Annotated in this window: 16 protein-coding genes; 15 read left to right on the top strand and 1 reads right to left on the bottom strand. The window is 71.2% G+C overall.

The window, feature by feature from the left end; all coding sequences use genetic code 11:
* Position 1 precedes the first annotated feature (1 nt).
* The 15 genes from IE178_RS22370 to IE178_RS22300 all read left to right on the top strand — a co-directional run bounded on the left by IE178_RS22370 (position 2) and on the right by IE178_RS22300 (position 11,942).
* A complete protein-coding gene (locus tag IE178_RS22370; RefSeq protein WP_184760967.1) occupies positions 2–574 on the top strand; it encodes a NuoI/complex I 23 kDa subunit family protein in 573 nt (190 codons plus the stop codon).
* Positions 571–1,221 carry an NADH-quinone oxidoreductase subunit J family protein gene (locus IE178_RS22365; protein ID WP_193513545.1) on the top strand — a complete coding sequence of 217 codons (651 nt, stop codon included), beginning with the start codon at positions 571–573 and terminating at the stop codon, positions 1,219–1,221. Before IE178_RS22370 ends, IE178_RS22365 begins: the two co-directional genes overlap by 4 nt.
* Entirely contained in the window at positions 1,221–1,619 is a 399-nt protein-coding gene (gene nuoK, locus IE178_RS22360) for an NADH-quinone oxidoreductase subunit NuoK (protein ID WP_184760969.1), read from the top strand. Before IE178_RS22365 ends, nuoK begins: the two co-directional genes overlap by 1 nt.
* Positions 1,616–3,610 (top strand): NADH-quinone oxidoreductase subunit 5 family protein, encoded by a 1,995-nt coding sequence (locus IE178_RS22355; RefSeq protein WP_193513544.1) that lies wholly within the window; start codon positions 1,616–1,618, stop codon positions 3,608–3,610. The genes nuoK and IE178_RS22355 overlap by 4 nt, the downstream gene beginning before the upstream one ends.
* A gap of 6 nt (positions 3,611–3,616) precedes the next feature.
* Positions 3,617–5,191 (top strand): NADH-quinone oxidoreductase subunit M, encoded by a 1,575-nt coding sequence (locus IE178_RS22350; RefSeq protein ID WP_193513543.1) that lies wholly within the window; start codon positions 3,617–3,619, stop codon positions 5,189–5,191.
* Complete coding sequence (locus IE178_RS22345) at positions 5,188–6,687, top strand: NADH-quinone oxidoreductase subunit N (RefSeq protein WP_193513542.1); 1,500 nt, start codon at positions 5,188–5,190, stop codon at positions 6,685–6,687. Before IE178_RS22350 ends, IE178_RS22345 begins: the two co-directional genes overlap by 4 nt.
* A 316-nt stretch (positions 6,688–7,003) precedes the next feature.
* Positions 7,004–7,864: a zinc metalloprotease HtpX gene (gene htpX / locus IE178_RS22340; protein WP_184760973.1), complete on the top strand. Its 861-nt coding sequence runs from the start codon at positions 7,004–7,006 to the stop codon at positions 7,862–7,864.
* The gene (locus IE178_RS22335; RefSeq protein ID WP_184760974.1) at positions 7,864–8,256 is read left to right on the top strand and encodes a YccF domain-containing protein; all 393 of its coding nucleotides are present in this window, start codon (positions 7,864–7,866) and stop codon (positions 8,254–8,256) included. The genes htpX and IE178_RS22335 overlap by 1 nt, the downstream gene beginning before the upstream one ends.
* A 110-nt stretch (positions 8,257–8,366) precedes the next feature.
* A complete protein-coding gene (locus tag IE178_RS22330; RefSeq protein ID WP_193513541.1) occupies positions 8,367–8,978 on the top strand; it encodes an SMI1/KNR4 family protein in 612 nt (203 codons plus the stop codon).
* Between the two features lie 97 nt (positions 8,979–9,075).
* Positions 9,076–9,342: a GlsB/YeaQ/YmgE family stress response membrane protein gene (locus IE178_RS22325; protein WP_184760976.1), complete on the top strand. Its 267-nt coding sequence runs from the start codon at positions 9,076–9,078 to the stop codon at positions 9,340–9,342.
* Positions 9,343–9,738: 396 nt separating this feature from the next.
* Entirely contained in the window at positions 9,739–10,059 is a 321-nt protein-coding gene (locus IE178_RS22320) for a hypothetical protein (protein WP_193513540.1), read from the top strand.
* Positions 10,056–10,430, top strand: a complete 375-nt coding sequence (locus tag IE178_RS22315) for a DUF6907 domain-containing protein (protein WP_193513539.1) — start codon at positions 10,056–10,058, stop codon at positions 10,428–10,430. The genes IE178_RS22320 and IE178_RS22315 overlap by 4 nt, the downstream gene beginning before the upstream one ends.
* Positions 10,427–11,233 (top strand): hypothetical protein, encoded by an 807-nt coding sequence (locus IE178_RS22310; protein WP_193513538.1) that lies wholly within the window; start codon positions 10,427–10,429, stop codon positions 11,231–11,233. Before IE178_RS22315 ends, IE178_RS22310 begins: the two co-directional genes overlap by 4 nt.
* Complete coding sequence (locus tag IE178_RS22305; protein ID WP_193513537.1) at positions 11,230–11,613, top strand: DUF6907 domain-containing protein; 384 nt, start codon at positions 11,230–11,232, stop codon at positions 11,611–11,613. The genes IE178_RS22310 and IE178_RS22305 overlap by 4 nt, the downstream gene beginning before the upstream one ends.
* Complete coding sequence (locus tag IE178_RS22300; RefSeq protein ID WP_193513536.1) at positions 11,610–11,942, top strand: hypothetical protein; 333 nt, start codon at positions 11,610–11,612, stop codon at positions 11,940–11,942. Before IE178_RS22305 ends, IE178_RS22300 begins: the two co-directional genes overlap by 4 nt.
* A 749-nt stretch (positions 11,943–12,691) precedes the next feature.
* Here the strand turns inward: IE178_RS22300 and IE178_RS22295 are convergent.
* A partial coding sequence (locus IE178_RS22295; protein WP_318280180.1) for a hypothetical protein occupies positions 12,692–13,096 on the bottom strand: 405 nt, incomplete at its 5' end.

Raw genomic sequence — 13,096 nt, 5'->3', positions numbered from 1 at the left:
CATGGCTGAGCGTCTCCCGCCCACCCGGCCCCGCATCCCCGGCTCCGGCCTGGCCAAGGGCCTGGCCGTCACCCTGCGGACGATGACGAAGAAGCACGTCACCGACCAGTACCCCGACACCCAGCCCGACCTCCCGCCCCGCACCCGCGGTGTGATCGGCCTGTTCGAGGAGAACTGCACGGTCTGCATGCTGTGCGCCCGTGAGTGCCCCGACTGGTGCATCTACATCGACTCCCACAAGGAGACCGTCCCCCCGGCGGCCCCCGGCGGCCGCGAGCGCAGCCGCAACGTCCTCGACCGCTTCGCCATCGACTTCTCCCTGTGCATGTACTGCGGTATCTGCATCGAGGTCTGTCCCTTCGACGCCCTGTTCTGGTCCCCGGAGTTCGAGTACGCCGAGACCGACATCCGCGACCTCACCCACGAGCGCGACAAGCTCCGCGAGTGGATGTGGACCGTCCCGGCCCCGCCCGCCCTCGACCCCGGCGCCGAGGAGCCGAAGGAGCTCGCCGCCGCCCGCAAGACCGCCGACAAACTCGCCGCCGCCCGGGCCGAACCGCAGGAGGAGTCGTGACCCCCGCCGCAGCCGCAGGAACGGCCGCGCACGCCACGACCACCGCCGCCGCTGAGGCGCAGGGCTTTCTCTCCCCGACCGGGGTCGAGATCGCCTTCCTCCTCGTCGGCCTGGTCACCTTCGGGGCCGCCCTCATCACCGTCACCACCCGCCAGCTGGTGCACGCCGCCCTGTGGCTGGTGGTCGCCCTCGGCGGCCTGGCCGTCGAATACCTCCTGCTCACCGCCGAGTTCATCGCCTGGGTGCAGGTCCTCATCTACGTCGGCTCCGTCGTGGTCCTCCTCCTGTTCGGGCTCATGCTCACCAGGGCCCCCATCGGCCGTTCACCGGACGCCGACTCCGGCAACCGCTGGGTCGCCCTCACCGTGGCCGTCGCCGCCGCGGCCGCCCTGGTCTGGGTCGTCGTCGACGCCTTCCGCACCACCTGGATCGACCTGGACGGCGCCCCCGCCGGCTCCACCGAGGTGACCGGCGCGAGCCTCTTCCAGCACTGGGTCCTCCCCTTCGAAGCCCTCTCCGTCCTCCTTCTCGCCGCTCTCGTCGGCGCGATCGTCCTGTCCCGCAAGGCGAAGGCCGCCACCTCGGCCGCCGCCCCGAGCGCCCCCGGCGGGACGGACACCCGGCGCGACACGGAAGGGGCACGCTGATGCACCTCGCCTATCCCGCCGTCCTGTCCGCCCTCCTCTTCTGCACCGGCCTGTACGGCGTCCTCGCCCGCCGCAACGCGATCCTGGTCCTGATGTCGGTCGAGCTGATGCTCAACGCCGTCAACCTGAACCTGGTCGCCTTCGACGTCTGGCTCAGCCGGACCGCCGAGGAGACCCTGCACTCCGGTCAGGCCCTGACCCTGTTCACCATCGCCATCGCCGCCGCCGAGATCGGTATCGGCCTGGCGATCGTCCTCGCCGTGTACCGCAACCGCGGCACCTCGGACATCGACAAGCTCCGCGACACCGTCGAGGGCCACGAACCTGACGGTGACGCCTCCGACAGCGACGCCTCCGCGACCCGGGCGACCGCCGAGAAGGCTGAGGCCACCGCGTGACCACGACCACCCTCGCCGTCCTCGTCCCTCTCCTTCCGTTCCTCGGCGCGCTCACCGGACTGCTCCTGGGCCGCACGGCGCCCGGCTTCGTCCGCCCGCTGGCCGTCCTGCCGACGCTCGCCTCCCTCGTGCTGGCCGCCGTGGTCGCCGCACGCCAGGGCGGCGACGCGGCCGTCGACGCCGCCACCGAACTCACCCCCACCGGCTCGGTGCCGATCGAACTCGCCCTGCACATCGACGGGTTCGCCGCCCTCACCGCCGTACTCGTCGGCGCCGTCGCCACCTGCGTGCAGATCTACTCGACGGGCTACCTGCGCGACGACCCCCGCTACCCCTCCTACGCCGCCCTCGTCTCCCTGTTCACCTCCGCGATGCTCCTGGTCGTCTACTCCGGCGACCTGATGGTCCTGCTGGTCGGCTGGGAGATCATGGGCATCTGCTCCTACTTCCTCGTCGGCCACTACTGGGAGACCCCGGAGGCCCGCGCCGCCTCCCTCAAAGCCTTCCTCGTCACCAAACTCGGCGACGTCCCCTTCCTCATCGGCCTGTTCGCCCTGGCCACCGACGCCGGGTCCTTCCGCATCACCCGCATCCTCGGCGCCGTGGCGAACGGCGGCATCGAACACCCCACACTGATCGCCCTGCTGCTCCTGGCGGGCGTGGCCGGCAAGTCGGCGCAGTTCCCGCTGCACACCTGGCTCCCCGACGCGATGGCGGGCCCGACCCCCGTCTCCGCGCTGATCCACGCCGCGACCATGGTCGCCGCCGGTGTCTACTTCATCGCCCGTCTCCTCCCGCTCTTCGAGGCCTCGCAGGCCGCGATGGTCGTCCTCGCCGTCATGGCCGCCGTGACCATGACCGGCTCGGCGCTCGCAGCCCTCGCCCAGGACGACATCAAACGCGTCCTCGCCTACTCGACGATCGGCCAGCTCGGCTACATGACCGGCGCCCTCGCCGTCGCCGACCGCGGAGCCGCCGTCTTCCACCTCCTGTCCCACGGCGCCTTCAAAGCGCTGCTGTTCCTCGCGGCCGGCGTGATCATCCACGCCGCCGGCACCAACTCGCTCGCCGCCATGTCCCGCATGAGCAACCTGCGCGGCCGGGTCCCCGACGCCTACTGGACGATGACCGTGGCGCTCCTCGCGCTCGCCGCGATCCCGCCGTTCAGCGGCTTCTTCTCCAAGGAGGCCGTCCTCGGGGTCGCCGAGCACGTCGTCACCGGCCACACCGCACACGCCCCCGCCGCGGCGGGCTGGATCGTCCTCCTCGCCGGACTGCTCACCGCCCTGCTCACCGCGGCGTACGCGATGCGCCTGTGGCTGCTGGCCTTCCACGGCCACGGCACCGAGGCACCCGACCACGGCAGGCAGCCGCTGACGATGACCGTGGTGCTGTGGGTGCTCGCCGTGCCGTCCCTGGCGCTCGGCGGTTTCGCGTTCCGCGCTCTGCCCGGCTGGTTCGACGGCCACGACCTGACCCCGACCCTCACCACCTCCGTGCTCGGCACGGGCGTGGCCCTGGTCGGCGGCATCGTTACCTACGGCGCCTGGCGGCACACCACCGCACACGCCGCCCGCATCCCGCTCGGCGCCGTCGCAGCCCATCCCGAGGGCGACGCCGGACAGGTCGAGGCGGAGGCCATCGCCAGCCACGAACCGGCCTACGGAGACATCGCGTACGCACCCGATCCGTCGGACCCCGGGCGGCTGCTGCTCGGCCCCCTGCACCGCCACGCGGCCGCCGGCTTCCACCTGGACGCCGTGTACTCGGCCCTCTTCGTCCGCCCGGTCCGGGCCGGCGCGAGCCTCGTACGGTTCCTGGACCGCGAGGTCGTCGAGACCTACGTACGCGGCGCGGGCACGCTGCCCCGCTGGCTCGGCGCCGCCGTACGACGGGCCCAGACCGGCAATCTGCAGACCTATGTGAGCGCGCTGCTCGCCGGCACCGTCGTCCTCGCGGTCGCCGCCGTCCTCGTCGCCACGGGAGCGTGAGCAGGCGTGATCGATATCAACGAGTCCGTGATGCAGTTCCTTCTGGCATTCCTCGTCGCCGGCCCGCTCCTCGGCGCCGTCGCCGCTCTTCTGCCGGCCCCGCCCGGACTGAAGGGGAAGTCACCCGAGCAGGCCGTCCTCCGGCACGGCGTGACCGTCACCGGCGCGATCCTCGTCGCGGCGGTCGTCCTCGCACTCGGCTTCGACCACGACCAGCCGTCGACGATGCAGGCCACGACCGACATCAGCTGGATCCCCGCACTCGACGTGCGGATCCACCTCGGCACCGACGGCATCTCCCTCCCCCTTCTGGTCCTGACCGCGCTGCTGACCTTCCTCTGCGCGCTCCACTCCTACTTCAAGCCGCCCGCGGGACCCTCCCCGAAGGCCTTCGTCGCCCTGCTGCTCGTCCTCGAGTCCGGCACCCTCGCGACCTTCGCCGTCCTCGACCTGATCCTGTTCTTCCTCGCCTTCGAGATGGTCCTCATCCCGATGTACTTCCTCATCGCCCGCTGGGGCGGCGAGGGCAGGGCCGAGGCCGCCTGGAGGTTCATCCTCTACACGCTGCTCGGCTCCGTGGTCATGCTGCTCGGCCTGCTCCTGATCGGAATCACGGCGGGCACATTCGACATGGTGGCACTCGCCACTGACAACGGCCGGTCGCTGACCACATCCGTGCAGGTCATCGCCGTTCTGGCGATCGGTGTCGGGCTCGCGGTCAAGACCCCGATGTGGCCGCTGCACAGCTGGCTGCCCGACGCCCACACCGCCGCGCCGACCGTCGGCTCGGTCCTGCTGGCCGGCGTCCTGCTGAAGATGGGCACGTACGGCTTCGTCCGCATCCTGCTGCCCGCGGCGCCCGACGGCTTCCGCACCTTCGCGCCCTACCTCGCCGCCTTCGCCGTCGTCGGCATCATCTACGGTTCCCTCGCCTGCCTGGCCCTCGCCAGGCGGGGTGCGAAGGGCGACCTCAAACGCCTCATCGCCTACTCGTCCGTCGGCCACATGGGCTTCGTCCTGCTCGGCATCGCGACCATGACACCGACCGGCGTCAACGGCGCCCTGTTCGCCAACATCGCCCACGGCCTCATCACCGGCCTGCTCTTCTTCCTGGTCGGAGCCCTCAAGGACCGTACCGGCAGCACCGACCTCGACACCCTCGCCGAGCAGACCGGCGCCGCCCTCTACGGCAAGGCCCCGCGCCTCGGCGGACTGCTCGCCTTCGGCGCCGTCGCCTCCCTCGGCCTGCCCGGACTCGCCGGATTCTGGGGCGAGATGCTCGCGCTGTTCGGCGCCTTCGACCCCGCCGACGGCCTCAGCCGCCCCGCCTTCCTCACCTTCATGGCGATCGGCGCCTTCGGCACCCTGCTGACGGCCGCGTACCTGCTGATCGTGGTCCGCAGGGTCTGCATGGGCGCCGCACCACAGGACGCCCCGAAGCTCACCGACGTCCGCCCGTACGAGTTCGCGGCCTGGACCCCGCTCGTCGTCCTCACCGTCGTCGCCGGGCTGTGGCCCAAGGCCCTGCTCGGGCTGACCGACCCGGCCGTGCAGCAACTCCTCTCAGGAGGCACCCGATGAGCTCCCTCGTCCAGTCCGTCGACTGGCTGGCCATCGCGCCGCCCACCATCGCGGCCGTCGTCGGACTCGTCGTCCTCGTCGCCGACCTGTTCGTCGCGGAGGCCAGGAAGCCGCTCCTCGGCTGGCTCTCGGTGGCCGGACTCGCCGCCGCCACGCTGATGCTGCTGCCCCTCCTCGATGCCGACCGCAGCACCTTCTGCCTGGTCGGCGACACCGGCGTGTGCAGCTACACCGCGGACCGCTTCACCCTCGTCATCCAGTTCCTGGTGCTCGGCGGCGCCCTCCTGTCCGCCCTCCTGTCGGTCACCACCCTCAAGGACGACGGCAAACGGCTGCCCGAGGGCGAGTACTGGTTCCTGTTCCTCTCCTCGGCGGCCGGCGCCGCCCTCCTGCCCGCCTCCCGCGACCTCGCGACCCTCGTCGTCGCCCTGGAAGTCGCCTCCCTGCCAGCCTTCGCCCTGGTCGGCCTCCGGCACGGCGACCGGAAGTCCTCCGAGGCGGCCCTGAAGTTCTTCCTGTCCTCCGTCACCGCCACCGCGGTCAGCCTGATGGGCATCAGCTTCGTCTACGCCGCCACCGGCACCCTCCACCTCACCCTGGTCGCCGAGCGCATCCAGGACGTCGACGGACAGCTCCACACCCTCGCCCAGACCGGTGTCGTCCTCACCCTGGTCGGCTTCGCCTTCAAAACCGCCGCCGTCCCCTTCCACTTCTGGGTGCCCGACACCTACGTCGGCGCCCCCTTGCCGATCGCCGCCTACCTGTCCGTCATCGGCAAGGCCGTGGGCTTCTCCGGCCTGATCCTCGTCACCGTCGTCGCGCTCCCCTCGTACGCCGACGTCTGGGGCCCCGCCCTCGCCGCGCTGGCCGCCCTCACCATGACCGTCGGCAACGTCGGCGCCCTCCGGCAGCAGGCCACGCGCGCGTACAGCGCGGTCCGCCTGCTCGCCTGGTCGTCCGTCGGACAGGCCGGCTACCTCCTCGTCCCGATCGCCGCCGCCGCGTACTCCGACGACGCCGAGAAGTCGATCGGCTCCACCCTCGCCTACGCCCTCATGTACGGCGCCGTGAACCTGGGAGCCTTCGCGGTGGCCGCCCTCGTCGGCCGCGCGCACCGCCTCAACCGCGTCGCCGACTACCGCGGCCTGTACGCCTCCAGCCCGCTCACCGCGCTCCTGCTGGGCTTCTTCCTGCTCTGCCTCGCCGGACTCCCGCCGGGCATCATCGGCCTGTTCGCCAAGGTCACCGTGTTCGCCGCGGCCGTCGACGCCGGACTCGGCTGGCTCGCCGTCGTCATGGCCGTCAACGTCGTCATCGCCCTCGTCTACTACCTCCAGTGGACCGCCCTGCTGTTCCGCGCCCCCGAGGGCGAACCCGTCCGGCACCGCCTCCCCGCACCGCTCACCGCCGCGATCGCCCTGACCGGCGTCCTCGGCATCGCCCTGTCCGGCGCACCCCAGCTGGTCCTGCGCTTCACCGACACCGGGCTCTTCTGAGCGCCGGGCCGCGTCCCGCACGCGGGCGCAGGGCCGAGCTCCGCGGACGGACCGGCGGACAGACAGTCCGCGTCCCACGCGCGCGCAGCGCCGCTCGACGGCCACGCGCGCGTGCCGCCAGGGCAGTCCGGGGCGGCCGTCACCCGGACGGTTGACACGCGCCACCGCGCGCACAAGGGAACTAGTGCCCTTCGCCTCGCGTTGACCGATACGGGAGGGTCCACTGGATGTGACCTCAGCACATCAGTGGCAGCGCGGGTCAGAAGGAAGATCAGCAAGCAAGGGTTCCCCTGCCGCACGACTTGGAGGGCGTACCGTGCACCGCCGGCACAACGGGCTCAGGACCGCAGTCCTCCTCGGGGGACTGTCCGCACTCATCATCGTCATCGGCAGCTTCTTCGGCCGCATGGGGCTCGTCGTCGCCGTCCTGATCGCACTGGGCACCAACGCGTACGCGTACTGGAACAGCGACAAGCTGGCGCTACGCGCGATGCGCGCCCGCCCGGTGAGCGAGTTCGAGGCCCCGGGGCTGTACCGCATGGTCCGCGACCTCTCCACCCAGGCCCGCCAGCCCATGCCCCGCCTGTACATCTCCCCGACGGAGGCACCCAACGCCTTCGCCACCGGCCGCAACCCGCGCAACGCCGCCGTGTGCTGCACCGAAGGCATCCTGCGCCTGCTCGACGAGCGCGAGCTGCGCGGCGTCATCGGCCACGAGCTCAGCCACGTCTACAACCGCGACATCCTGATCTCCTCGGTCGCCGGCGCCCTCGCCTCCGTGATCATGTTCCTGGTCAACTTCGCCTGGCTGATCCCGATCGGCCGCTCGAACGACGACGACGGCCCCGGCCTCCTCGGCATGCTGCTGATCATGATCCTCGGCCCGCTCGCCGCATCCCTCATCCAGCTGGCCATCAGCCGCTCCCGGGAGTACGAGGCCGACGCCTCCGGCGCCCAGCTCACCGGCGATCCACTCGCCCTCGCCGGCGCCCTGCGCAAACTGGAACACGGCACCAAGCAGCTCCCGCTGCCTCCGGAGCCGCGCATCGAGACGGCCAGCCACATGATGATCGCGAACCCGTTCCGCCCGGGGCAGGGGCTCTCGAAAATGTTTTCCACCCACCCGCCGATGGCGGAACGTATCGCCCGGCTCGAGAAGATGGCAGGTCATCAGTAGTGAAGACCATCCTCAACCTCATATGGCTCGTCTTCAGCGGCTTCTGGCTCTTCCTCGGCTACATGGTCGCGGGCGCGTTGCTGTGCATCACGATCATCGGCATTCCCTTCGGGGTCGCCGCGTTCCGCATCGGTGTCTACGCCCTGTGGCCCTTCGGGTACACGACGGTCGAACGCCGGGGCGCGGGTGCCCCGTCCTTCGTCGTCAACGTGCTGTGGCTGCTCCTCGCGGGCTGGTGGCTGGCGCTCGGTCACATCGTCACCGGCATCCTCCTGTGCGTGACGATCATCGGAATCCCGCTCGGCATCGCCAACTTCAAGCTGATCCCGGTTTCACTGTTCCCGCTGGGCCGCGAGATCGTACGAACGGACCGGTCATTCGCGCAGCGCTGACGCAGCAGAAGGCGCACTCGTCCGTCACGTCGTGACCCGGGCGTTTTCCACAACGCCGAGGTTGTCCACAGGCCCGCACGAATGTCAGTGGCGGCCCGCATGATGAACCCATGACCGAGCACGAGCAGTTGCTGACACAGGTGGCGGACAAGGCCCGCAACACCCGCCCGTGGGGGTGGCCTTCGCTTCCCCGGCCCGTCGGCGCGGCCACACTGGCCCGCGCCGAAGCCACCCTGGGCTTCTCCCTGCCCCCGCTGCTCGCCGAGCTCTATCTGCGCATAGCGGACGGCGGCTTCGGCCCCGAGTACGGTCTGCTGCCCCTCCTGGACAGCCCGCCCTCCGGCGAACCCGCCGCCGTGGTCCAGTACCTCGCCAACCGCGAGAGCGGCCGCGAGGAACCCGACTGGCCCTGGCCCGAGGGCGTGCTGCCGATATCCCACTGGGGCTGCGGCATGTACGCCTGTGTGGACTGCCGCTCACCCCGGGCCACGGTCCTCCTGTTCGAACCCAACCCGGGCGATCCCGACCTCGCCTGGTTCCTGGACGCCCCAAGTCTCACGGACTGGCTCCGCTCCTGGGTGCAGGGCACGGGCTGGTACGAGGAGGAGAACGAGGGGGTGGACCTGGCCCTGTGGACCGGTTTCCCCGGACGGGGGACGCCGGCGCCGAGCGCCCACGGCGGTGCGGAACAGGAACACGAGGCGTCACCCGCACCCCATTGATCAACAGGGAATCGCAGAACTGATCGGTGCAACCGCCCTGCCTCCGGGTGACGTCCTTCATGGTGCGAGGGCGACGGGAAAAGGGCAGGTACACCGCATGACGATCATCAGCTGGATCATCCTGGGACTGCTGGCCGGAGCGATAGCGAAGTTCCTGTTGCCGGGCCGCGACCCGGGCGGCCTCATCGGCACGACGCTGATCGGTGTCGCCGGCGCGTTCATCGGCGGCTGGATATCGGCCCGTTGGCTCGACCACCCGATCACCAAGGACTTCTACGACGGCACCACCTGGGCCGCCGCGATCGGTGGCTCGCTCGTGCTCCTGGTCGCCTACCGCATCCTGTTCGGCCACTCACGCGACTGAAGGCACACCGGGCCGTGACCGGGGCCGGCCGGCGGCGAAAAGGGTGGGCACCCCGCGGGTGACCACCCTTCCTCACGCCGTGCGGCGCGTGAACGGCACCGGGGCCCCGGCCGGGCCGATCGGTCCTACCGGTAGTTCACGTACCGCCCGCCTGATCGTCTGACCTGCATGTTGACCCTGAAAGGGGGGTTGACGTGCAGAAACTACTGACAGTGCTTGCCACTGTTGCGCAGTGTTATTCGGGGTCTTGTGCCCTGACTGTGCCCTCACATGCCCGCGGTCCTCCGCGCTCCCGTCGGTCTCCACATCGGAGACACGGCGGCGCCGCCCGGTGATCTCACCCACCGAACGGCGCCTTGATCCGAACTCACCCCTCGATCAAGGGAGCACGGACCCGTGCAGAACGTACCCGACCCTGCCCGCGAACTCCTCGCGGCCGTCCTCGAAGCGCTCGACATTCCCGCGCCGGCCACCGTCGGCGGGACCGAGGCGCACGACCGCGTTCTGAACGCGCGCGTCATGCACGCGAAGATCGCGCTGGAGAACGTCCTTGAGGACGACCCGCTCGGCATCGAGTGGACGACGCAGTACCTGCGCGAGCGGCTCGCCGAGACGCCGCCCACCGGCTACGTCACCAGCGACCAGGCCCGGGAGGCGCTCGCCGAGGGCAAGACGTGGTCCGACGCCGTCACCCTCCCCGCTGGGGAGGACCAGTGAGCGAGCCCCGCAGCATCACGCTGCCCACCATCGACCACGGGCCGGTGACACTGCCCGAACCCTCGTGGTGCATCGGCCACGCCGGCGACCTGCCCGAGCACCGCGCCGACATCCTCCACCGCGGCCCCGACGTCTCCCTGACGTTCCGCGGGCAGCACATCACGGACGCCTGCCTCGTCCAGGCCCCGTTCTCCACCATCGACGTTCCGGAGCTGGGCAGCCGCACGCCCGGCGTGTCCGTCAGCGTCATCGCCCGGACCCTGGACCCGGCCGGCCTGTACGAGCTGGCCGCCGCCCTGGACGGGTACGCCGACCGCCTCCGCACCCTCGCCGACAGCCTGCTCGTCATCGCCACCGAGGGGGACCTGTGAAGCGCGACCCGCTCCTGTGGGCCGCGCTCGCCGCGGTCCTCGTCGTCCTCGCCTCCGCCGAGTACCAGCTGGCCGTTGCATGCGGCTTCGGCCAGTACGTGGCCGCCGGCGTCCCGGCCGCCCTGGACGTGTACGCCCTCGCCGCCCTGCGGGCCCGCCGCGACGTCCTCGCGGTCGTCTGCACCCTGATCGCCGTGAACGCCGCCAGCCACCTCGTGGAGGTCGGCCTCCTGCCCGTCTCCGTGCCCCTCGTGGTCGGCGTCTCGGCGATCGCGCCGCTCGTCCTGTGGCGCGTACACCGGCTCTCCGAGCAGCAGGCGGAACCGACAGCGGAACCAGTTCCGGCCCCAGCGGAACCGGCGGAACTCCCGGCGGAACCGGTCACCATCGAGCGCGCCCCCGAGCCCGCCGACGCAGCCCCCATCGCGCCCGTCCTCGGCCCCTGGCAGCCCCTGGCGGAACTGGCGGGCGGAACCGGCGGAACCGAGGGCGGAACCGGCTCTGACATGCCGCTCTCCGACTGGTTCGCCACGCTGCCCACCGGCTTCGAGCGCTCGGCGGAACCGGCACCGGAACCGGTTCCGCCCGTAGTTCCGCCCGCCGGAACCGGCGCCGAGGACATCGAGACCGTGGACAGCAGCAACACCACGTTCGCCGCCCGCGTCGCCACCGTCCAGCACTGGCTGGAGACGGAACCGGAACTCACCGGAACCGAGATCGGAACCAGGCTCGGCGTCTCCGACGGCTACGGCCGGCGCCTGCTGCGCACTGCCCGCGACGAGGCCCCCCGGAGGCACCAGTGACTGCTGACCGCACCTTCAACCTGCCCAGCCGCAACGGCGGCACCGTCACCGTCTCCTGCCCGCCCTGGTGCACCATGCCCCACACCACCGAGGCCGCCGAGGAAGCGAACCACCAAGGGCCCGCCGTCGCCTTCACCGGCCCGGGAGACTCCACCGGCTACTTCGACGGCGGCGAGCCGTACGAGGTGCTGTTCGCGGCCATCTCCGCGGACCCGACGGGCGGCCGTCCGTACGTCTACTTCGACACCCAGGGCGAGGCGACCGGCGCCCGCCTGGACGTCGCCGCCCTGGACGCCGTCCTCGGCGACCTGCGGACGTACGTCGACCGACTCCAGCAGATGCGCGACCGCCTCGCACAGATCACCAAGGGGGAGCAGTGACCATCATCAGCACCGAGAGCACCGCGCACGCCGTCGTGGACGCCAGCATGGACATGGGCGCGGACTACCTGCTCGACCAGCTGCACTGCGCTGAGCCGACCGCGCTCGACTGGGAACGCACGCTGGACTGCGGCACGATGCGCGTCCGCATCCGGGTCGAGGTGGAGCCGACCGGGCTGACCGCCGACCAGGCCGCCGCCGAGGTCATCGCGAGCGACCGGAACGAGGCCCCGGAGGTGCGGGCCGCGGCCCGCGTCGTGATGGCCGGCGGGCCCGGTGTTGAGGCCGCCGTCGCGGTCCTCGCCCGGTCCGGGCCGTGGCCGTCCTGACGGCCCGCTAGGACGGCGGCCCCGGGGTGCGTGTGACAGCGCGCTCCGGGGCCGCTCTCGTTGCCTCCCACGGCCCCTCCCCCGGCGGGCGCTCAGCGGCTGCTACTGCGCCTGTAGCTACGGGAACTACGCAGGTGGGACGGGGTGCCGCTACAGGCGACTACATGGCAACTACAGGGCAACTACACCTGTCGGTCGGGGCCCCTCCCCAGCGGTCCCCTTCCGGGCTGTCTACCGGGCCCGTCTACCGCTGCTGACCTGCACGTCTACCGGCCCCTCTACCGCCGTCTACCGACCCCTCTACCGCTGATCTACCGCCGCCTACCGGGCACCAGAAGGGGTTAGCTGCATAGGGCACCGGATTGCGGTGTAGTCGTCGTGACCGCCCACGGCAACGGCCCCCGGTACGCCCGGGGGCCGTTCCTTGTGCTGTAGCCGCCTCGCGGAGGGCTACTGCGCGTCAGACTTCGGCGGGATGACGAACCCCCGCACGGGTCTGGGCTGCGGGTCACGGGATTCCGGCTGCTGCGCGCGCTTCCACGCCGCCACCAGTTCCGCATGCCGCGGGTCAATCCACTCGGACATAGCCACCTCCGCGCTCAGGCTACGGTCGCGCCGCCTTCGATATGGCCGAGCTCGTCCGCCTCGATGGGTGAGCGGCCCGTCCCCGACGGGGGCGGGGGCGGACCGCTCGGTCCCGCTACCGGTCCGGCCGGCGGACTACGGGCCGGGAGCGGGAGTCTGGTGAACTATCGGCCGCAGCCGCCGCGGAACAGGCCCAGGGCTGCGGCTATCTGGTCGGCCTGTGCCTGCGCGGCCACCATCGGGGGGTCGATGTAGTCCCACTCGCACCGGCCTGGGTGGTGCTGGAAGATCGTGCAGCCGGTAGCGAGGGGAGAGCTTCGGTTCATGCAGCAGTCGAGGTCCGCCAGCGCGTGACCCGGCGTCCCGTCCCTCCAGCACACGAAGACGTCCGAGTCGGGATCCGTGCGTGACCCGGTGCGGAAGAAGGCCGCGTGGAAGTCGTGGTCGACGTCCTCGAGGAGGCACTGGAGCACCGGGTACGAGGCCCACTCGATGGAGTCGTGAGGAGAGGTGATCGTCTCTGCCAGCGCCCGGGTCTCGTCGTCCACCTGGGTTGTGGCCGTGCACCG

Origin of the sequence: Streptomyces griseoloalbus (genome assembly GCA_014650015.1) — a bacterium.
Taxonomy (GTDB): Bacteria; Actinomycetota; Actinomycetes; order Streptomycetales; family Streptomycetaceae; genus Streptomyces; species Streptomyces griseoloalbus.
This window is presented reverse-complemented; position numbering and strand designations above follow the sequence as displayed.

What these genes read in the sequence shown, in the direction of transcription:
- IE178_RS22370 (WP_184760967.1), top strand. Translation starts at nt 2, where the DNA reads ATGGCTGAGCGTCTCCCGCCCACCCGGCCCCGCATCCCCGGCTCCGGC.
- nuoK (WP_184760969.1), top strand. Translation starts at nt 1,221, where the DNA reads ATGCACCTCGCCTATCCCGCCGTCCTGTCCGCCCTCCTCTTCTGCACC.
- IE178_RS22345 (WP_193513542.1), top strand. Translation starts at nt 5,188, where the DNA reads ATGAGCTCCCTCGTCCAGTCCGTCGACTGGCTGGCCATCGCGCCGCCC.
- IE178_RS22330 (WP_193513541.1), top strand. Translation starts at nt 8,367, where the DNA reads ATGACCGAGCACGAGCAGTTGCTGACACAGGTGGCGGACAAGGCCCGC.
- IE178_RS22325 (WP_184760976.1), top strand. Translation starts at nt 9,076, where the DNA reads ATGACGATCATCAGCTGGATCATCCTGGGACTGCTGGCCGGAGCGATA.